At 64.9% G+C, this 18,422-nt stretch carries 19 protein-coding genes and 1 tRNA gene; 9 read left to right on the forward strand and 11 right to left on the reverse strand.

Annotation, left to right across the window (positions count from 1 at the left end; translation table 11 throughout):
* Positions 1-31 precede the first annotated feature (31 nt).
* The 3 genes from rdgB to ASF26_RS12125 form a co-directional block, all read right to left on the reverse strand.
* A complete protein-coding gene (gene rdgB / locus ASF26_RS12115; protein WP_056254073.1) occupies positions 32-667 on the reverse strand; it encodes an RdgB/HAM1 family non-canonical purine NTP pyrophosphatase in 636 nt (211 codons plus the stop codon).
* Positions 664-1,377, reverse strand: coding sequence for a ribonuclease PH (rph, locus tag ASF26_RS12120; RefSeq protein WP_056254076.1), 714 nt, complete (start codon positions 1,375-1,377; stop codon positions 664-666). Before rph ends, rdgB begins: the two co-directional genes overlap by 4 nt.
* A 123-nt stretch (positions 1,378-1,500) precedes the next feature.
* On the reverse strand, positions 1,501-1,821 hold the full coding sequence (locus ASF26_RS12125; RefSeq protein WP_056254079.1) for a hypothetical protein: 321 nt from the start codon (positions 1,819-1,821) through the stop codon (positions 1,501-1,503).
* Between the two features lie 486 nt (positions 1,822-2,307).
* On the opposite strand from ASF26_RS12125, the gene ASF26_RS12130 reads away from it, so the two are divergent.
* Entirely contained in the window at positions 2,308-3,348 is a 1,041-nt protein-coding gene (locus tag ASF26_RS12130; RefSeq protein WP_018045125.1) for a glutamine synthetase beta-grasp domain-containing protein, read from the forward strand.
* 417 nt (positions 3,349-3,765) lie between these two features.
* Here the strand turns inward: ASF26_RS12130 and ASF26_RS12140 are convergent, their stop codons facing one another.
* Positions 3,766-4,695, reverse strand: coding sequence for a glutaminase (locus ASF26_RS12140; RefSeq protein WP_056254084.1), 930 nt, complete (start codon positions 4,693-4,695; stop codon positions 3,766-3,768).
* 213 nt (positions 4,696-4,908) lie between these two features.
* Here ASF26_RS12140 and hrcA point away from each other — a divergent pair, with 213 nt between their 5' ends.
* A complete protein-coding gene (gene hrcA, locus ASF26_RS12145; RefSeq protein WP_056140363.1) occupies positions 4,909-6,006 on the forward strand; it encodes a heat-inducible transcriptional repressor HrcA in 1,098 nt (365 codons plus the stop codon).
* 347 nt (positions 6,007-6,353) lie between these two features.
* Here the strand turns inward: hrcA and ASF26_RS23745 are convergent, their stop codons facing one another.
* A complete protein-coding gene (locus tag ASF26_RS23745) occupies positions 6,354-6,920 on the reverse strand; it encodes a DUF1236 domain-containing protein (protein ID WP_348271086.1) in 567 nt (188 codons plus the stop codon).
* Positions 6,848-7,201, reverse strand: coding sequence for a hypothetical protein (locus tag ASF26_RS23750; protein ID WP_348271087.1), 354 nt, complete (start codon positions 7,199-7,201; stop codon positions 6,848-6,850). Before ASF26_RS23750 ends, ASF26_RS23745 begins: the two co-directional genes overlap by 73 nt.
* Before the next feature lie 400 nt (positions 7,202-7,601).
* Here ASF26_RS23750 and ASF26_RS12155 point away from each other — a divergent pair, with 400 nt between their 5' ends.
* Positions 7,602-8,963 (forward strand): MFS family transporter, encoded by a 1,362-nt coding sequence (locus tag ASF26_RS12155; protein WP_056254089.1) that lies wholly within the window; start codon positions 7,602-7,604, stop codon positions 8,961-8,963.
* Between the two features lie 94 nt (positions 8,964-9,057).
* Here the strand turns inward: ASF26_RS12155 and ASF26_RS12160 are convergent, their stop codons facing one another.
* Positions 9,058-10,890, reverse strand: a complete 1,833-nt coding sequence (locus ASF26_RS12160; RefSeq protein WP_056254091.1) for a chloride channel protein — start codon at positions 10,888-10,890, stop codon at positions 9,058-9,060.
* 235 nt (positions 10,891-11,125) lie between these two features.
* Between ASF26_RS12160 and ASF26_RS12165 the strand changes: the two genes are divergently transcribed.
* The 6 genes from ASF26_RS12165 to ASF26_RS12190 all read left to right on the forward strand — a co-directional run bounded on the left by ASF26_RS12165 (position 11,126) and on the right by ASF26_RS12190 (position 16,296).
* A tRNA-His gene (locus tag ASF26_RS12165) sits at positions 11,126-11,202 on the forward strand.
* A gap of 344 nt (positions 11,203-11,546) precedes the next feature.
* Positions 11,547-12,692, forward strand: a complete 1,146-nt coding sequence (locus ASF26_RS12170; protein WP_056254094.1) for a transglycosylase SLT domain-containing protein — start codon at positions 11,547-11,549, stop codon at positions 12,690-12,692.
* A 207-nt stretch (positions 12,693-12,899) separates the two neighbouring features.
* Positions 12,900-13,511 carry a response regulator gene (locus ASF26_RS12175; protein ID WP_200925931.1) on the forward strand — a complete coding sequence of 204 codons (612 nt, stop codon included), beginning with the start codon at positions 12,900-12,902 and terminating at the stop codon, positions 13,509-13,511.
* A 221-nt stretch (positions 13,512-13,732) separates the two neighbouring features.
* Positions 13,733-14,653 (forward strand): transglutaminase family protein, encoded by a 921-nt coding sequence (locus ASF26_RS12180; RefSeq protein WP_056254845.1) that lies wholly within the window; start codon positions 13,733-13,735, stop codon positions 14,651-14,653.
* Between the two features lie 72 nt (positions 14,654-14,725).
* Positions 14,726-15,532, forward strand: a complete 807-nt coding sequence (locus tag ASF26_RS12185) for a transglutaminase family protein (RefSeq protein WP_018045137.1) — start codon at positions 14,726-14,728, stop codon at positions 15,530-15,532.
* 110 nt (positions 15,533-15,642) lie between these two features.
* Complete coding sequence (locus ASF26_RS12190) at positions 15,643-16,296, forward strand: L,D-transpeptidase (RefSeq protein ID WP_026176166.1); 654 nt, start codon at positions 15,643-15,645, stop codon at positions 16,294-16,296.
* A 73-nt stretch (positions 16,297-16,369) separates the two neighbouring features.
* Here ASF26_RS12190 and ASF26_RS22080 read toward each other — a convergent pair whose 3' ends face one another.
* The 4 genes from ASF26_RS22080 to ASF26_RS12200 all read right to left on the reverse strand — a co-directional run bounded on the left by ASF26_RS22080 (position 16,370) and on the right by ASF26_RS12200 (position 18,254).
* A complete protein-coding gene (locus ASF26_RS22080) occupies positions 16,370-16,702 on the reverse strand; it encodes a hypothetical protein (RefSeq protein WP_156462979.1) in 333 nt (110 codons plus the stop codon).
* Between the two features lie 141 nt (positions 16,703-16,843).
* A complete protein-coding gene (locus ASF26_RS23145) occupies positions 16,844-17,011 on the reverse strand; it encodes a hypothetical protein (RefSeq protein WP_200925921.1) in 168 nt (55 codons plus the stop codon).
* 224 nt (positions 17,012-17,235) lie between these two features.
* Positions 17,236-17,496 carry a DUF2798 domain-containing protein gene (locus ASF26_RS12195; RefSeq protein ID WP_056254102.1) on the reverse strand — a complete coding sequence of 87 codons (261 nt, stop codon included), beginning with the start codon at positions 17,494-17,496 and terminating at the stop codon, positions 17,236-17,238.
* A 269-nt stretch (positions 17,497-17,765) separates the two neighbouring features.
* The gene (locus ASF26_RS12200) at positions 17,766-18,254 is read right to left on the reverse strand and encodes a phasin (RefSeq protein WP_026176167.1); all 489 of its coding nucleotides are present in this window, start codon (positions 18,252-18,254) and stop codon (positions 17,766-17,768) included.
* Between the last annotated feature and the right edge of the window lie 168 nt (positions 18,255-18,422).

An 18,422-nucleotide genomic window follows, 5' to 3' on the forward strand; every position in this document is an offset into this window, starting at 1 on the left:
AGGTGAGAAGTCAAGAAGCTCTCCCGCCCGTTCAGCCGGGCCGACGCAGGCAGCTCTCGGCCAGGAGCACGAACGCGCGGGCGCGGTGCGACAGGGCGTTCCCGCTCTGCCAGTCGACGCCGTGCTTTTCCTCCGAGGAGATCTCGCCGAAGGTGCGGTCGTAGCCGTCCGGCAAGAACATCGGGTCGTAGCCGAAGCCCTGCGCGCCGCGCGGCTCCACGAGTTCACCGAACACGCGACCCTCGAATATCTCGATGTGGCCATCGGGCCAGGCGATGACGAGGGCAGAGACGAAGTGAGCTCGCCGGGTTGTGGCTCCGCGCTTGTCGAGTTCGGCCGCGATGCGGGCCATGGCGCCGGAGAAGTCCTTGTCGGGACCGGCCCAGCGGGCGGAGAACAGGCCGGGTGCGCCATCGAGAGCATTGACGCAAAGGCCGGAATCGTCGGCGAAGGCCGGCAAGCCCGAGGCCTGGGCTGCGGCGACGGCCTTGATCGCCGCGTTCTCGGAGAACATCGTCCCGGTCTCATCGGGCTCCGGCAGACCGAGCTCGCCGGCGGAGACGGCCTCCACGCCGAACGGCGCCAATAGCTCGCGCATCTCCACGAGCTTGCCGGGATTATGGGTGGCGATGACGACCCGCCCTGTGAGAATGCGCAGCTCGCTCATGCGATCGCCTGCTTCTGAAGGGTGACGAGTTGCTCGACGCCGCCACGGGCTAGCCGCAGCAATTCGATGAGTTCGGCCTCCGAGAAGGGCTTGCCCTCGGCGGTGCCCTGCACCTCCACAAGGCCGCCGGAGCCGGTCATGACGAAATTCGCATCGGTCTCGGCGGCCGAATCCTCCGCGTATTCGAGATCGAGCACCGGGGTGCCCTTGTAGATGCCGCAGGAAATCGCGGCGACATGCTCGCGCAGGGGGTCGACCGAGATGATGGAACGCCCACGCATCCAGGTGAAACAATCGTGCAGGGCGATCCAGGCACCCGTAATGGCGGCGGTGCGGGTGCCACCATCCGCCTGGATCACATCGCAATCCACGGTGATCTGACGCTCGCCGATGGCGGGAAGATTGGTGACGGCACGGAGCGAGCGGCCGATCAGCCGTTGAATCTCCTGCGTCCGACCGGAGGGCTTACCGGAATTCACCTCGCGGCGAGTGCGCTCGTGGGTTGCGCGAGGGAGCATGGAATACTCGGCGGTGACCCAGCCCTTGCCCGAGCCGCGCAGCCATGGCGGGCCGCGTTCTTCGAGGGACGCTGTGCAGAGGACTTTCGTCTGGCCGAAGGTGACGAGGCAGGAACCCTCGGCATAGCGGGCGACGGCGCGCTCCAGGGTGACGTTGCGCAGTTCGTCGTTCGCGCGCTTCGAGGGCCGCATGGGCACTCTCCTTGGTCGAGTTCCGGATTGATCGTCCGGGCTCTTAGGCCCCGGCTGGTTCACCGGCAAGCGCGGCCAGGAAGGAGAGGGACGCGCCCATGGGACGCGCCCCGAACTCACGCCTCAGTAGCGGTAGTGGCGACGATGATGATGACCGAAACGGCGGTGATGGTGGTGGTGGCCGAAGCGACGGCCGTAGTGATGGCCGAAATGGCGACCGCGATGGTGACCGAAGTGACGGCGATGATGCCGGCCGTGATGGCGCCAGTGACCGCCGCCGTACTGGACCTGCGTGGCGGCCACATTGACAGAGCCGGCGACCTCGCTGGCTACCGCCATCGGTGCGGCTTGGGCGCCGCGCGGAGTGCCGAGGATCATCGCGCCCACCAGGGCGACCACGATGGCGAGGGTCTTCGCCATGGCGGACAGGGTTGGGTTCTTCATCAGGACGGACTCCGTTCCGTGAGTTACTCGTATCGCCGACCGGTTTGGTGCGGATGCGATGGAACGCGTGGTCGCCTGGAAAGGCAGCATGCTCTGGATCGAATTTATATTTTTTGTTTCGGGATTAAGCAGAAGGCGCGCTTCCATCGGACGATGTTCCTAGCCACACGACCACACTGCGTCGTCGCTTGCTAAGCAAATGGGCAAGGCACTGACGGCGAACAGAATATGAGCATTCGCTCGAGCACTTCCTGGATGCCCATTTAGGGGCGCCTATTCGGTAGGCAGAAACATTCCCGCGCGAAGGATTCTCTATCCCTGTGAGTAAAGGGTCCGCCTCGTTGCGGCCGGATCCCACCGTCGATAGCACCTCGCCCCACGACCATGGCACACGTTATGCTAGCGGCGATTCCGGCTACGAACGGCCGCGAACGATGTGGGGGGGAGACCCGGCCGTCGGATCGCTTGAGGGACGAGAGGCTCGAAATGACGAAATATAAGCTCGAGTATCTATGGCTCGACGGATACACGCCGGTGCCGAACCTGCGTGGCAAGACCCAGATCAAGGAATTCGACGGCTTCCCGACCCTTGAGCAGCTTCCGCTTTGGGGCTTCGACGGCAGCTCGACGATGCAGGCCGAGGGCGGGAGCTCCGACTGCATGCTCAAGCCCGTGCGCCACTTCCCCGACAGCACGCGCAAGAACGGCGTGCTGGTGATGTGCGAAGTGATGATGCCGGACGGCGTGACGCCGCATGCCTCCAACAAGCGCGCCACGATCCTCGACGACGACGGCGCCTGGTTCGGCTTCGAGCAGGAGTATTTCTTCTACAAGGACGGTCGTCCCCTCGGCTTCCCCGCCAGCGGCTACCCGGCCCCCCAGGGCCCGTACTACTGCGGCGTCGGCTACAAGGAAGTCGGCTCGATCGCACGCAAGATCGTCGAAGAGCACCTGGACCTGTGCCTGGACGCCGGCATCAACCACGAGGGCATCAACGCCGAGGTGGCAAAGGGCCAGTGGGAGTTCCAGATCTTCGGCAAGGGCTCCAAGAAGGCCGCCGACGAGATGTGGGTCGCCCGCTACATCCTTCAGCGCCTGTGCGAGAAGTACGAGATCGACATCGAATACCATTGCAAGCCGCTCGGTGCGACCGATTGGAACGGCTCGGGCATGCACGCCAACTTCTCGACGGAGCACCTCCGCACGGTGGGCGGCAAAGCCTACTTCGAGGCGCTCATGGCAGCGTTCAAGGAGAACCTGGACGACCACATCGCCGTCTACGGCCCGGACAACCACATGCGTCTGACCGGCAAGCACGAGACCGCTGCAATCGACCAGTTCAGCTATGGCATCGCCGATCGTGGCGCCTCGATCCGCGTGCCGCACAGCTTCGTCAACAATGAGTACAAGGGCTATCTGGAAGACCGCCGTCCCAACAGCCAGGGGGACCCCTACCAGATCGCTTCGCAGATCCTGAAGACCGTCGCCTCGGTTCCGACCTCCGAGGAAGCGAAAGCAGCAGCCTAACACGACATCCGCCACGGCGCCGCTCGGCGCCGTGGCGATTTCCATCCTCCATGACTGTTTCATGAGCCGAATGGCGTCTTTTTAGGCAATATGCCTGCTATCGACACTGCGCTGACGATTGCCGAAGCATCAGTTCAGAACCGCCGCGTGTCACCCATGCGGAGATGGAGTGACCTGCTGAGACCGCTCATTCCAGCGGGTGCAGGACGTCGAACTCCTTGGCGAAAGCCGCTCTGGGACGGGCCATGCAGCGCTGGACTCACTCGTCGAGGATCGGATCGCCGCTGCCGAATTCACGGGCGCGAGTTTTCGGCCGAAACGCGTCGGGCTCCTGCGGGACTACCTCGCTGAGTTGAAGAGAAAGGCCGCGGACGCGGTAGAGGGCTGAGCACCGGGAAAGCGCCCGGGCGAGTGCGATCAGGCGCCGAAGATCGACCAGCCGAGGCGCTTGGTCAGCTGTTCGAGAGCGATCCGGCCAAGATGGGAATTGCCGGATGCGTCGAGGCCCGGCGACCAGACCGCGATCGACGCCTTCTCCGGTGCCACGGCGATGATTCCGCCACCGACTCCGCTCTTGCCCGGCAGACCGACCCGATACGCGAACTCACCCGAGCCGTCATAGTGACCGCAGGTGAGCATCACCGCATTGATACGCCGGGCTCGCTCAGCCGAGACCACGGAATAACCGGTCATCGGGTTGCGCCCGGAATGCGCCAAGAAACGGGTGGCGTTGGCGAGTTGCCGGCACGACATGGCGATGGCGCAGTGGTGAAAATAGACGCCGAGGGTAAAATCCACTGGATTGTCGAGAACACCGAAGGATTTCATGTAGTTGGCGAGCGCGATGTTGCGAAAGCCCGTGCGCAGCTCCGAGGCCGCCACCGCCTCGTCGATGATGATCGTAGGATCCTGCGCGAGGAACTGCATGAAACGCAGGATCTCGCCGAGGGCCTCCCTCGGCTGATGGCCCGACAGGATCACGTCGGTGACCGCGATGGCACCGGCATTGATGAAGGGATTGCGCGGAATGCCGCGCTCACGCTCCAACTGGACGATGGAGTTGAAGGGGCTGCCCGAGGGCTCGCGTCCCACCCGGCGCCAGAGTCGGTCGCCGGCCATGCCGAGTGCCAGCGTAAGGGTGAAGACTTTCGAGATGCTCTGGATCGAGAACGGCGTGTCGCTGTCGCCTCCCGCCGCCACATTGCCGTCCGCGTCGATGACGACGAGACCGAACGCCTTCGGATCGACCCGGGCGAGTTCCGGTATGTATGTAGCGACCTCCCCCCGGTCCGGCCTGTCCGCCATCTCCTCGGCGATCTCTTTGACGACGGTGTCGAGGTTAGGCACGGCGGCGTGTTCCTCCGAACGGACGGGAGCGGCGGGTCCGTCACCCAGACCCGCCGGCCACGGCGAGCAGGCTCGCGAGGGCGGCGACGCAACGCAAAGGCCGTTCCGTTCGGGCGGCAAACGGATTAGCAGACGACAGGGCGGCTATGCCTCACCGGTAAAGGTTGTGCCCGGGCTCCGGGCCGGACACAATCGGCGGTCAGGAAACACCCAGTGACCGAACGCGCACATCCCTATTCCTCGTCGCAGCAACTTCAGGCCCTCTCGGCCCTGAACGAGCGGACACGTGAGATCTTCCGGCAGATCGTCGAAAGCTATCTCACGACCGGCGAACCGGTGGGGTCGCGCAACCTCGCGCGGATCCTGCCGATGGCCCTGTCCCCGGCCTCGATCCGCAACGTCATGGCGGATCTCGAGCATTCCGGGCTCATCTTCGCGCCCCACACCTCGGCTGGACGCCTGCCGACCGAACTCGGCCTGCGCTTCTTCGTCGACGCCATGTTGGAGATCGGCGATGTCGGCCGCGAGGAGCAGGAGCGGATCGAGGCGCAGATGCGCGCCGCCGCCTCGGGCCACACCTTCGAGAGCGCCCTCGCCGAGGCCTCGTCGATGCTGTCGGGCATTTCGCGAGGGGCGGGCGTGGTCGTCACGACCAAGAGCAACGTCCATCTCAAGCACATCGAGTTCGTGCGGCTCGATCCCGCCCGCGCCCTCGTCGTCCTCGTCTCCGATGACGGCTCGGTGGAGAACCGCCTCCTCGACCTGCCGCCCGGCCTTCCGGCGGGCGCCCTGCAGGAGGCCTCGAACTACCTCAATGCCCGCCTGCAGGGACGGACCCTTGGAGGCCTGAGAGCGGAGATCGAGGCTGGCCGCGAGGCGATGAAGCGCGAACTTGACGTCATCACCGAGCGGCTGGTCGATGCCGGCCTCGCCACCACGGTCGGGCCGTCAGAGGCGCGCCAACTGATCGTACGCGGCCAGGCGAACCTGCTCGACGACCTGCGCGCGGTGGAGGATCTCGAACGGATCCGCCTGCTGTTCAATGATCTCGAGACGCAGAAGGACGTCATCGAACTCCTCTCCCGCGCCGAGGGCGGCGAGGGCGTCCGCATCTTCATCGGCTCGGAGAACAAGCTGTTCTCGCTCTCGGGCTCCTCGATGATCGCGGCGCCGTTCCGGGACGGTTCGCAGAAGATCGTCGGTGTCGTCGGCGTGATCGGTCCGACCAGGCTCAACTACGCACGGATCGTTCCGATGGTGGATTACACCGCCAGGGTGGTCTCGCGGATGCTGGATCGAGGCGGCCGCTGAGGGGCACCGTGCAGGGCGGCTTTGCCCGAGCTACGTGGTCCGGAAAGGCACCGCGCGTTTCTGCGCTTGGGAACCTACGACACGTCGAGGGCCCGAATGACCAAGCGGTGCCGGCGGCGGAGCGACATGCCTTTCGCCACGAGCGACAGATCGGTGGAGAAGCGGAAACGTAGAGGCTCCGGATCAGTGATGACAACCGATCCGGAGCCTATGGACTTACTTTCGCATCATCACGTCGCGGCTGTTGAGCACCAGTATCGCTATGGCCGGCATCGCGGCTACGGACGACAAAGGAAGATGCTTCGCCCTGCGGCGGCTCCCCTCTCGGAAAAACCGCCGATCCGAGATCAGCCGCGAATGACGTCCACGATCTCGTAGGTATCGGGATCGACGATGACGATGTCGTCATCCACGAGGACGTAGCGGTAATCCTCGTATTCCGGCACGATCCGAACGATATCCGGCGGGAGGTCGTACAGGGTGTAGTTGCGAGCGATGGCGGTTCCCACCGTCAGGGCGAAGGCACCGGCGGCGAGGCGCGGAATGCCGCGACGCAGCACGCTCTGGCGAAACTCCGTCCGCTGCGGAGCACCAAGCCGGCCATAGGCTCCGCGCACAGCGCTACTGTCGCCTCGTCCGCCTCGATCTCCACGCCCGCCCCTGTCCCCGCGATCACCCCTCTCGCGGTCCATCCGCTCGCCACGGTCCGCCTTGCCGTCCTTCATGTCGCGATCGGCCTTGCCGCCTCGCTCCATGCGCTCGCCCCGGTCCGGCTTGTCATCGCGTTCGGCCTTTCCGTCACGGTCTACCTTGCCGTCACGGTCTACCTTGCCGTCACGGTCTACCTTGCCGTCACGATCGGACCGGCCGGCATCCGTCCTTCCGCCGGCACCCGGGCGTTCGCCCTGCTCCATGCGGCCGTTCCGGTCACCACCGCCCCGTTCCATCCCGGCTGCTCCGCCACGCTCGCCCGCCGGACCGCCACGGTCCCCCGGGGAACCGCCACGCTCCGAACCGCCCGCTGCTCCGCCACGGTCCGCCCCGGCGCCACCGCCGCCACGCATTCCGGCGCCACCGGCCGATCCCGCACCACCCGCGCCGCCACCACCCGGCGCACCGGCTCCTGCCGCGCCGCCGCCAGCGCCGCCACCGCTGCCGGCTCCAGGCCCACCTTGGGCGAAAGCAGCCGCCGCACCGACGACCAGAACGGCAGCCGTCATTGTACTCCGCAAGAGCTTACTCATGTCGATCAGTCCATTCTCATGTGGAACTCAGACGCCGACAGGCGCCGATGCGAAGCCGAAACAGAAAGACCGGCAAAACCGTTCCTCATTTTTTGGAACATGACGCCTCTCATCATGGAGGCCGCGACGCTCGATCACGCTCAAGCTTGATTGATGGGCTTTTCATTGAACGGGTACGCTCGCCTATCCTTTGGCTCTGAACAGCCAACCGCCCCAGCGCGAAGAACGGCTGACATTTCCAGTGCGCTGTAGAAAAGCCGCGCTTAGGCCCTTGTGAATCGCGGACCGGTGCTTAACGTCGCCGCCTAAGAGACCTGTTCCGAAGGTCCTGCTCGAAGTCTGGGAGTCCACATGTCCGACGCCATCGCGATCGATCCTTCGCGGCCCGACGATCCGGAAGATCGCCGTCGCCGCATCTTCGCCATCGTCGGCTCGTCGTCGGGCAACCTCGTCGAATGGTTCGATTTTTATTGCTACGCCTTCTTCGCACTCTACTTCGCGCCGGTCTTCTTCCCCGAGGGTGACGATACCAGCCAACTCCTGAAATCCGCCGCCGTATTCGCCGTCGGGTTCTTCATGCGCCCCATCGGCGGCTGGTTGTTCGGCCGCATCGCCGACCGTCTCGGCCGCAAGACCTCGATGATGATCTCGGTGCTGATGATGTGCGGCGGATCGCTGATGATCGCCGTGTTGCCGACCTATGCCAGCGTAGGACACTGGGCTCCCGCCCTGCTGCTCCTCGCTCGCATGATCCAGGGCCTGTCCGTGGGCGGCGAGTACGGCACCAGCGCCACTTACATGAGCGAGGTCGCCCTGAAGGGTCAACGCGGGTTCTTCGCTTCGTTCCAGTACGTGACCCTGATCGGCGGCCAGCTCCTCGCCTCGCTGGTGCTGATCATCCTGCAGAGCGTCCTCACCGCCCAGCAGCTCACGGCCTGGGGCTGGCGTATCCCGTTCTTCATCGGCGCGATGGCGGCTGTGGTCGCCCTGTTCCTGCGCTCGTCGCTCGCGGAAACCGCCACGAAAGAGGACATGGCCTCGAAGGAATCCGGTACGTTTTCCGCCCTGTTCAAGCATTGGCGGGCGTTCTGCGTGGTGCTCGCCTACACCGCCGGCGGATCCTTAAGCTTCTACACCTTCACCACCTACATGCCGAAATATCTCTTCAACACGGCGCATATCGACAAGATCACCGCCTCGCAGATCTCCACGGCGGCGCTTCTCGTCTACATGGTGATCCAGCCCTTCTTCGGCTGGTTGTCGGACCGGATCGGCCGCAAGACCAACATGCTGCTCTATAGCGGGCTCGGCACGTTGATGGTGGTGCCGCTGATGACCGCCATCGGCGCCACGACCAACCCGTACCTCTCGTTCGGCCTGATCATGATCGGCCTCACGGTGATCAGTTTCTACACCGGCATCAGCGGCATCGTGAAAGCCGAACTGTTCCCGACCCAGGTCCGCGCGCTCGGCGTCGGCCTCTCCTACGCGGTCGCGAACTCCATCTTCGGTGGCACAGCGGAGATGGTGGCCCTGTATCTGAAGCAGATCGGCTCCGAGAGCAGCTTCTTCTGGTACGTGACCGCGATGCTCGCCATCGCCTTCATCGGCTCGCTGATCATGCCGAACCCCAAGCGCCACGGCTATCTCGACGGAGACGGTACCGTGGAAGAGGCGCTGATGCGCAAGTCGCGCCGGGTGATGCCGGCCTGACACGACCAACCCCATCCGCCCCGTCCCGGGCGGATGGGGCGATGGCGGAACCAACTCCCGGGTCCGGCACGGAAGATCGCGAAGCGTCCGGTGCTTATCCGGCCTCGCCCATGATCGCCCGCCGCTGCCGATCGAGTTCCTCGCTGTAGCGCTTGAGCGTGTGGCTCTCGGTGAGTAGGCCGACCACCCGGAGCGAGGCCGGATCGTCCACCACCGCCAACGCCTCGCTCTCGGCACCATCGAAGGCAGCGGCCGCCTGCTTGGCGTTCATGTCGGCGGTAAGGAACACGTCGGCATAGCGCATGGCCTCGGCGAGAGCGGCCTCGCCATCGACGGCAGCGAGGGCATGAGCTTCGGGCACCAGCACGATCCCCGCATAGCGCCCTTCCCCATCGACCAGCACCACGCGCGAGGGCGAGCCGAGGGGATGGGCTTTCAGGAATGCGCGCAGCGTCATGTCGACCGGCGTGGTTTCGACCTCGCGGCGCATCAACGCCCCCACGGTGAGCGACCTGATCCAGCCGATATCGTGCGCGCTGCGGATGCTTTCGCCGCGAAGGTGGAAGCGCCAGGTGGCGAAGGAATAGCCGAAAGTCTTCCGCACGGTCATCGACGAGGCGATCACGGCCACGAGGACGAGGCCGGTTATGGGAAAGCTGCCGGTGAGTTCGAGGGCGAGGAACGTCATCGTCAATGGGCCGCCGATGACGGCCACCGCCAGCGCGCTCATGCCGATCACCGCATAGGCGAGCGGCGTGAGGCCGAACATTGTGAGGCTCTCCAGACCGGACAATCCGTGAAGGCCGGACAGGCCGGGGATCGTCTCGGCCATCAACGCGGCGAAAAGCTTTCCCGCCAGGGCGCCGAGGAAGAGGGAAGCGAAGAACAGCCCGCCGCGAAAGCCCGATCCGATGGAGATCGCCGAGGCCGAAGCCTTGGCCACGAACAGCAGCGCAAGGGCACCGATCCCCATGGCGGGCATGTCGACATCGAGGTGGAGATGAAGCGCGCCATGACCGCCGGAAAGGATCTGCGGCGAGACCGCGAGAGCCAGGGCGCCGACGCAGAGACCGCCGAAGGCCGGCGCGAGGGAGGACGGCAGACGGGTCGCCCGCACACCCTGCTCCACCAGAGTGACGCCGCGCATGATAAGAATGCCGAGCCCGGCGCAGGCAAGACCGAGGGCGAGGCTCGGCAGGGTGTCGATGCCCGTGATCGCCCTGGTCGTCAGGGCCTCGAACCCGTTGGCGGTGACGAGGGGGCTTTGTGTCACGAGCGCCTTGGCCACGAGGCTGCCGCACAGGGCCGCCACCACGACCGGTGTTAGTGTGGCAATAGAATAGGTGCCGATGATGAGTTCGAACGCATAGAACGCCCCCGTAAGCGGCGCGCCGAAGGCGGCGGCGATGGCAGCGGCCGACCCGCAGCCCACCAGGGTCCGTAGATCGGAGCGTCGCATCTCGAAGGCAACGCCGAGACGGGAGGCGAGGCTGGCGCAGATCTGGGTGAAGCCGGCCTCGAGGCCGACCGAGGCACCGCTGCCGTTCGAGATCACGTTCTGGGCCGCCACGGCGACGGAACCCTTCACCGAGAGCCGCCCCCCATGCAGGGCATTGGCCTCGATGGGATCGACGATGGGCCGTTGCGGGCCGCCGCGCCAACGCGCGAGCCCGAAAGCGATGAGGCCGAGAACGAGGCCGCCGACGGCCGGGCCGAACAGGATGAGGAGCGGATCCACGTCCGTCGATGCGCTGAGGCGCGCGCCGTGCGGCAGGCGATAGAGAATTTCCCGCAGGCCCTGCGTCGTGAGGCTCATGGCCGAGACCGCGATCCCGGCCATGGTTCCAACGCAGGCGGCCAGGATCACGAGGCCGAACTCGCTGCCGCGCACCAGGGCACGCAATCGGCCCGGCACGTGAACCAGCATCTGGCCGGCGGGAAATCCACGGCGCGGCACGCTTCTTGGCTTCATCGACCGATGGGAAAGAGTGAAACGAAAGGAGTGGGAAACAGCCGCCACCTTAGGGGGCAAAGGCCGGAAGCGTCGACCGGTTTCCGGTGCGAGTCCGCCACCGCGCGACAATGAGTTTTCCCCATTCTGCATTCCCTGCGCCGCGGGCGCTTGAAATGCCGGCGGCCTCAGGATACATCGCAGCCCGAGTGCCGCTGTAGCTCAGTTGGTTAGAGCGCTTGATTGTGGATCAAGAGGTCCCCCGTTCGAGCCGGGGCAGTGGTACCATTCGATCTTTACGGGCGCGTATGACGGCGCCTGGCAAGACATCGGGCACGGGTTCGCGATGCGGAGCCGATGCGATGCTTTTGAGGTCCGGACTGCCGTGAGGTCCGACGGCCGAAACTCAAATTCCTTATCAAAATTCTAGGCTCGGTGATGCCGAAAGCGTCCGATCTGCACGGAGCGGGTCCGCCGAGCGTGCGATAGCGCAGCCGTCGCCTCGACTTACGGCCAAGCTGCCTCAAAGCGGCCATCGACGCCACGGGATGAGCACAAGCCTAGCCGTTTTGTCGCCACAACTGTCCTCGTAAATGCCGATGTGCGCCACCACACGGAGACGAGTCGATCAGATGCGGGTTCAGAAGGTCGGATCATCACGAATTTCCCCTCCCTCGCGCCGCTTCGGCGCTGGCGGTGACGTTGCGACATCGTCCGATGCTCTGACCCTCAAGACTCGAGTCGGCCGCGATCATGGCAGCCGCCCCGCGCTCACGCGCTCCGTTATCGCGATGATGTTGGTCGCCGGCGGCCTCAGCGCCGTCGTCCTCAACGGCACCGGCACCAGCGGCTTCGGCGCCGTGGTGCAGTCGGCTCAGGCGATGACCGAACTGTCGATGCCCAAGCCCAGAATTCAATCGTCGGTACCGGCGGTCCTCGATGCGGCGCCCACCGTGCTCACGGCGTCCTCGGCCTTCGCTGCCGTCCACGACCTCGACACCGAGATCGGCTCCAATGCGGTCGATCGGGTGTCTTACGATTATCTGCTTACCGAGAGCGCCGTCGGCGACCCGAACGACATCCTCGAATTCGGGCCGATGAAGATCCGGCGCCACCTCGTGCAGAAGATCGTCCGCGCGGCCCAGGCCGTCCAGACCGACCCTGTCCTGCTGATGGCGGTGGCCGACAAGGAATCGAGCTTCATCACCGAAGTGCAGGCCAAGACCTCCTCGGCCACCGGCCTGTTCCAGTTCATCGAACGGACCTGGCTCGGCGTTGTCCGCGATTTCGGACCGAAATACGGGCTGACGCAGGAAGCGGCCCTCGTGGTCTCCGGCGACAATGGCAAGCCGAGCGTCGCCGATGCCGCCGAGCGGACCCGCATCCTCGAATTGCGTCGCGATCCCTACCTCGCTGCCCTGATGGCGGGCGAGATGCTCAAGCGCGATGCGGCGCGAATCTCCCTGCGCATCGGCCGCGAACTCACCCTTGGCGAGGTCTACCTTGCCCACTTCCTCGGGCCGGACGATGCCGAGGAATTCCTCGCCAGCGTGGTCGACAAGCCGAAATCCGCCGCGGCACAGATGCTGCCCGGCCCGGCACGCGCCAACCGCACCATCTTCTTCGCGGCGCAGCGCGGCCGTCGCAAGGCCGCAAGCCTGTCGGTGGCCGAGGTTCACGAGAAGTTCGAGACCATGATGAGCACCCGCGGCGCCCGCTACCGCGATGTCCGCTCGCTCTCAGGCGTGATGGCATACGCCGACGCTTCGGCCGAATAGGCGCGCGAGACCGATTTCCATCTTCATGCTGTCCGTCGCCGGCACGGATCACGCGCCTTACGGCCGCGTTCGCTGCATGCCGGCCCCTCTTGTTGTCCATTGGGGCAACTGACGCCGAACTCCCGACGTTGAGCTTGCAGTCGCGCAGGTCGTGCGGGGGCGGATTACGAAAGTCGGAGGGATGACGTGCTCGATCCAAAAGGCCCGTTGAAGGATCGGTCCCCCACGCCGTTCAAGGCCGCTCCCGCCAAGCGCTCCGGTCACGATACGCTCGCGCCCAGCCTCGCCCTGGATCAGATCGGTGAAGCGCTCGCTTCTTTCTACGACGACCTGATCGCCGAGGGCATTCCCGAGAATCTGGCGGCCCTCGTTCGTCAGGTTCCCTCGCCTGACGCAGCGTCCGAGCCGGAGCCCGTCGTCTCCGCACCGGTGCGCAAGTCCGGTCGCCTCGCTTTGGTGGTGGAAGACGACGCGTCGACGCAAGGTCTGGCGGTCGCCCTTCTCGATGAGACCGAACTTGACACGATTGGCTGCAACTCGGCGGAAGAGGCCCTCGCCGTGATGCGGGACCGGGGTGGAGACGTCGCTCTCGTCTTTGCCGATATCCAGCTCTCCGGTGTCATGGACGGCCTTCAGCTGGCACGGGCCGTAGCCATGCTGTGGCCCACGGCCCGGATGGTCGTCACCTCCGGCCGGCGCGCCCCGCGACCGGACGCGTTACCCGAGCGAGTGGTGTTCATCCCTAAACCATGGCGACCGCAGGACGTTCTGGTGGAGGCCGAGCACGCCACAAGCAATCCTCCGCCGGCCGTACCCTGATAGTCGGCGCCGCACCGAGACATCGGGTCGGGCCGCACGTTCCTTCATCCGAAAACATCACTGCCGAACAGGCTCACCGACCATTGCCCCGGCGATGATATCCAGGACAATGCTGCGCAGGCGTGGCGATGGAATCATGCTCCGCCACGGAGTTGGGCGCACCTCTTGCATTGCGTCGATCCAAGAGAGTGGTACCGACCGGTGCCGCGGAGCCCGTGAACGTGCCGATACTGTCCGTCCGACACATCACCACGTACCGCTACCGCCAGCCCGTCGGGTTGGGCGAGCACCGAATCATGTTCCGGCCTCGCGACAGCTACGACCAGCGCCTGCTCGCCGCGACGTTGAAGATCACGCCGGAGCCCTCGTCCCTGCGCTGGCTTCACGACGTGTTCGGCAATTGCGTCGCGGTGGCCACCTTTCAGGGGCGGGCCTCGTCCCTCATCTTCGATTGCTCGATCACCCTCGACCACACGCCTGAACTGGCGCCTGAATTCCCCATCGCGCCGCACGCGGCCTTCTACCCCTTCGGCTACGGCGCAGACGACATGCCCGATCTCAGCCGTTCCATCGAGCGCGAGCATCGCGACCCGAAGAACGAGGTCGATGCTTGGGCGCGCAGCTTCGTCCCACCCGCCGGCCGAATCGGCACGCAGGAATTACTGGCCGACATGACGCGCCATGTCCGACGCAATTTCGCTTATCTCGCCCGCTCGGAAAAGGGCGTTCAGGATCCCGTCACCACCCTGCGCCTCAAACGCGGAAGCTGCCGCGATTTCGCGGTGCTGATGATCGAGGCCGTGCGTGCCCTCGGAATGGCCGCCCGCTTCGTCTCCGGCTACCTCTACAACCCGCGCGGGGACCGCAACCGTCATGTGGGCGGCGGCTCGACCCATGCCTGGGTGCAGGTCTACCTGCCAGGCGCGGGCTGGATCGAGTTCGACCCCACCAACGGCATCGTCGGCAACCGCGACCTCATCCGCGTCGCCGTCGCGCGCGACCCGCGCCAGGCAGTGCCGTTGCATGGCTCCTTCTTCGGGTTTCCCGCGGACGATCTCGGCATGTCGGTAAGTGTCGAGGTCGACGAAGTCGAACCGGGTTCCATCGAGCAGCGCACACCGGATCCGATCCTCGTGCGTTGACAACGATCACACCCCTGTCGTCGGACGGCGACCGGGTTCAGACCAGACTTTTACAGACATGGGGCCATTACGATGAAGATTAGGACTGGGTTCGACATCGCCTTCGAATCGGTTCAGCCGACGCCCATGATCCTCGAACTGAGCGTGCACCCGTCACGCATGCCGGATGTGATGACCCCGCACGTCATCAGCTTCAATCCGCCCATCCCCTTCCAGGAATACCGGGACGTCTACGACAACATCTGCACCCGCATCGTTACGCCGGTGGGGCGACTCGACATCTCGGCCGACTTCACCGTCTATGACACGGGAATGCCGGACGAATACGCTCCCTACGCGCAGCAGATCGACGTCCAGAACCTGCCGAGCGACGTGCTGGTCTACCTTCTTGGCAGCCGCTACTGCGACACCGACAAGCTCTCGGAGACCGCATGGTCGTTGTTCGGCGGGACGATGCCGGGCTGGTCACGGGTCCAGGCGATCTGCGACTACGTCCATGACCGCATCCGCTTCGACTACATGCTCGCCGACGCCACCCGCACCGCATGGGACGGCTTCATGCAGCGACAAGGTGTGTGCCGCGATTTCGCGCATCTCGCCGTCGCCTTCTGCCGCTGCATGAACATTCCCGCGCGCTACTGCACCGGCTATCTCGGCGATATCGGCATACCGCCCGTCCCCGACCCGATGGATTTCTCGGCTTGGTTCGAAGTCTATCTCGACGGGCGCTGGTACACGTTCGACGCCCGCCACAACACGCCGCGCATCGGCCGCATCGTCATGGCGCGGGGTCGCGACGCCACCGACGTCGCGATCACCACCAACTTCGGATACTCGCACCTCGCCCGCTTCGACGTGCATACCGACGAGGTGTACTGATTTTGGAAGCTCACGTTAACGAGATGTGAAATCTGCATCGGGGGGTGGAACCACCGGCCTACGCTTACGCTTGTATAGCAAAGGTTACCGTACAGCCAAGGCATCCGACCATGAAGACGTTGGCGACCGCTCTTGCAGGCATCATGGGTGCTTGCATCCTCGCTTCCACCCCCGTCCTCGCCGCCTCCTCCTACGATCCGTTCGGAACGGGTGGCGACGATTACTACCCCGAGACCGAGTACGCTCAGCCCTCCTACGATCCCTATGGCTATCAGGGCACCGTCGGCCAGGGCGCTCAGGCCGCTCCCCAGGCCCAGGTCGCGCCGATTCCGCGCGAGATCGTCGGCTTCAACGGCGCATACAAGCCGGGAACCATCGTCGTCTCGACCGCCGAGCGGCGTCTCTACTTCGTCCTGCCGAACGGCGAAGCCATCCGCTATGGCGTCGGTGTCGGCCGCCCGGGCTTCACTTGGTCGGGCACCAAGACCGTCACCGCCAAGCGCGAGTGGCCGTCGTGGACTCCCCCGGCTGCGATGATCGCGCGTCGCCCCGACCTGCCGCGCTACATGGCCGGTGGTGTCGAGAACCCGCTCGGCGCCCGTGCCATGTATATCGGCAACACCGAGTACCGGATCCACGGCTCGAACGAGCCCGACACGATCGGTCAGGCCGTTTCCTCGGGCTGCATCCGTATGACCAACGATGACGTCACCGATCTCTACGAGCGTGTGAAGGTCGGCGCCAAGGTCGTCGTTCTCAACTGAACGACACCCGGTTCAAAATACAACGCCGCGTCATCGCAGGATGGCGCGGCGCTCTTCGTCGTCGGCTCGACCCTTACGGGACGACTCGCCCCACTGCCGTCTGAGGTGCGCTGAAGGACGCGATTGGCATGTCGCAGAAACAGCGGGCGCCGAGCGGACGTGGCCCCGGCAAGGGACAGGAATAAGGCTGCGGTCCGGTGATGCCCGATTGAACCGCATCGCAGTTCAGGCCCACGGCCCGGCGGGGCGGGGGGCCGCGATCGTCGTAGTAGTCACGGCGCGGCGGCGGACGGTAATAGCCTTCGTCATCGTATTGCGCGCTGGCGGCGCCAGCGGAGAGCACACCGGCCAGAGTGAGGCCCAACAGGCCGAAACGCTGGGCGGAGCGCGAAAAAGTAGGTCGCATGGAGGATCGCCCTCTTCGACGAGCCCGAAATCCGGGCGGGGCGCCAGGGTTATGAGACCGCTCGCCGCGGTGCAAGCGCCGTGTCGCACGTCGTTCACTGCCATCGCCGACGGGACTACGGCACCCGCGATTGCGCGCCTTTCAAAGAACCGTGAGGGAGGCGATCGGCAGCCACGCTTCCAGTTCGTCGCCGTCGACGTCGCCATCCACAAACCAGCGGCACAGGGCCTTGTCGTCCACAATCTCGACGACGGTCATAGTCGCCTCGTTGTCGTCCGACCCCACGTAATCACCCGGCTTGATGGCCATCGATCCCCCTTCCTCCCGATCTTCGCTGCCCGGCAATCCTAGGTTTAGTCTCTAAGCTTGGTAGCAAGTCTCCCGCACCGCACCGCACCGGGCATGGCCTCGGGAGCGATGCGGGAGTTTCTTATGCCGTGCCGGCTCGCGTGAAAACCTGCCTCAGCTCTCGCTGTCTATGCTCGGATCGTCCTTCAGGACATCTGATGTTTGTAGGCCGGGGCGGTCGCGCGTCAGCCTGATCTAAACAGAAACTCGACGATCCGGCGGACCAGGGGCAGGGCCAGGAGAAGCGTCGGGAACGCCACCACCCAGGACAAAGCCCAGGCCGGCGGCCAATGGTCGAGGAAAGCCGCGTCGGCCCCCAAGGTCTTGTAGGTGGAAATCGCCGAGACGACGAGCGTCATCAGCACCGAGAGCACCAGATGCATGAGTAGCCACTGACTGCTCGGCGGCAGGCATCCGCGGAGACGGAACGATTGCAGGTGGTCCATGATAACCCGACGTCTGGACCGTAATCCGGGGCAGCACTGACACCGACCGGATGACGGATCGGAAAATGCGTTGCTTGACGTCAGACGCTTACGGCACGCGCTTGGCGCGGCGAAACGTGACTAAGACAGCTTGGCCGGGACCGTCAACAACCGAATATCGAGCCGGATCATCGAGCTCGTCTTCCGAAAAACAGCGAGGCCCGCCTCACCGTGCAGGCGGGGCGGGCCTCTATCGTCGGACGGATCAGATCCGTCGCATCTCGAAACTATCAGGAATTGGCGTTGCGAATGGCCTGCTCGGCATCGGCGCCGGCCTTGCGAGCGGCTTCCGTACCCTGTTCCATCGCCTTGCGGGTGTTCTCGGCAGTCTCCTGCATAGCGGCCTTGGCCTTCTCGGCACCCTGCTGCATGGCGCTCTGCGCCAGGCCGCCGAACTCCTTGGCCTGGGCCTGGATCGCAGCGAACTGGCTGCGAACGAACTCGGCCTGATGCTGCATGGCTTCCTGCAGATCGCGCGAGCGAACCAGCTTCTGGGCGAGGTCGAAGGCGGCATTCACGTTCTGCTCGGCGAACTCGAACCCGCGAGCAGAAACGTCATGAGCGCTCGTGCGGGCCGTATCGGCCGAGCCATGGACCGTGTCGGCGGTGCGACGGGCCGCACCGATGAACGAATCGAAAGCCTTGCGGGCTTGATCGACGCTCTTTTCGGCAAAATCGCGCATTTCAGCAGGCACTTCATAGTTCGGGGTGTTGCTCATGTCCGTCTCCTCTGAACTTGCTTGTTGATCGTTTGTTGTGCGCTGCACAATAACACATCGCCTGCCCTATGCCACCCTCGTGCGTGGCATTAAGGATGACAAAAGGTAAACGCGCACCGGCAGCGCTTGGTGTCTATATCGGCGGCGTGTTGCAGGTAAAAAAGGGCG

It is taken from the genome of Methylobacterium sp. Leaf93, from assembly GCF_001422345.1.
Lineage (GTDB): Bacteria > Pseudomonadota > Alphaproteobacteria > Rhizobiales > Beijerinckiaceae > Methylobacterium > Methylobacterium bullatum.

What these genes read in the sequence shown, in the direction of transcription:
- rph (WP_056254076.1), bottom strand. Translation starts at nt 1,377, where the DNA reads ATGCGGCCCTCGAAGCGCGCGAACGACGAACTGCGCAACGTCACCCTG.
- ASF26_RS23745 (WP_348271086.1), bottom strand. Translation starts at nt 6,920, where the DNA reads ATGGAGCAGGGCGAACGCCCGGGTGCCGGCGGAAGGACGGATGCCGGC.
- ASF26_RS12195 (WP_056254102.1), bottom strand. Translation starts at nt 17,496, where the DNA reads ATGGACCACCTGCAATCGTTCCGTCTCCGCGGATGCCTGCCGCCGAGC.
- ASF26_RS22080 (WP_156462979.1), bottom strand. Translation starts at nt 16,702, where the DNA reads ATGCGACCTACTTTTTCGCGCTCCGCCCAGCGTTTCGGCCTGTTGGGC.
- ASF26_RS12130 (WP_018045125.1), top strand. Translation starts at nt 2,308, where the DNA reads ATGACGAAATATAAGCTCGAGTATCTATGGCTCGACGGATACACGCCG.
- ASF26_RS12190 (WP_026176166.1), top strand. Translation starts at nt 15,643, where the DNA reads ATGAAGACGTTGGCGACCGCTCTTGCAGGCATCATGGGTGCTTGCATC.
- ASF26_RS12155 (WP_056254089.1), top strand. Translation starts at nt 7,602, where the DNA reads ATGTCCGACGCCATCGCGATCGATCCTTCGCGGCCCGACGATCCGGAA.
- ASF26_RS12200 (WP_026176167.1), bottom strand. Translation starts at nt 18,254, where the DNA reads ATGAGCAACACCCCGAACTATGAAGTGCCTGCTGAAATGCGCGATTTT.
- ASF26_RS23145 (WP_200925921.1), bottom strand. Translation starts at nt 17,011, where the DNA reads ATGGCCATCAAGCCGGGTGATTACGTGGGGTCGGACGACAACGAGGCG.
- ASF26_RS12170 (WP_056254094.1), top strand. Translation starts at nt 11,547, where the DNA reads ATGCGGGTTCAGAAGGTCGGATCATCACGAATTTCCCCTCCCTCGCGC.
- ASF26_RS12125 (WP_056254079.1), bottom strand. Translation starts at nt 1,821, where the DNA reads ATGAAGAACCCAACCCTGTCCGCCATGGCGAAGACCCTCGCCATCGTG.
- ASF26_RS12185 (WP_018045137.1), top strand. Translation starts at nt 14,726, where the DNA reads ATGAAGATTAGGACTGGGTTCGACATCGCCTTCGAATCGGTTCAGCCG.
- rdgB (WP_056254073.1), bottom strand. Translation starts at nt 667, where the DNA reads ATGAGCGAGCTGCGCATTCTCACAGGGCGGGTCGTCATCGCCACCCAT.
- ASF26_RS12160 (WP_056254091.1), bottom strand. Translation starts at nt 10,890, where the DNA reads ATGCTGGTTCACGTGCCGGGCCGATTGCGTGCCCTGGTGCGCGGCAGC.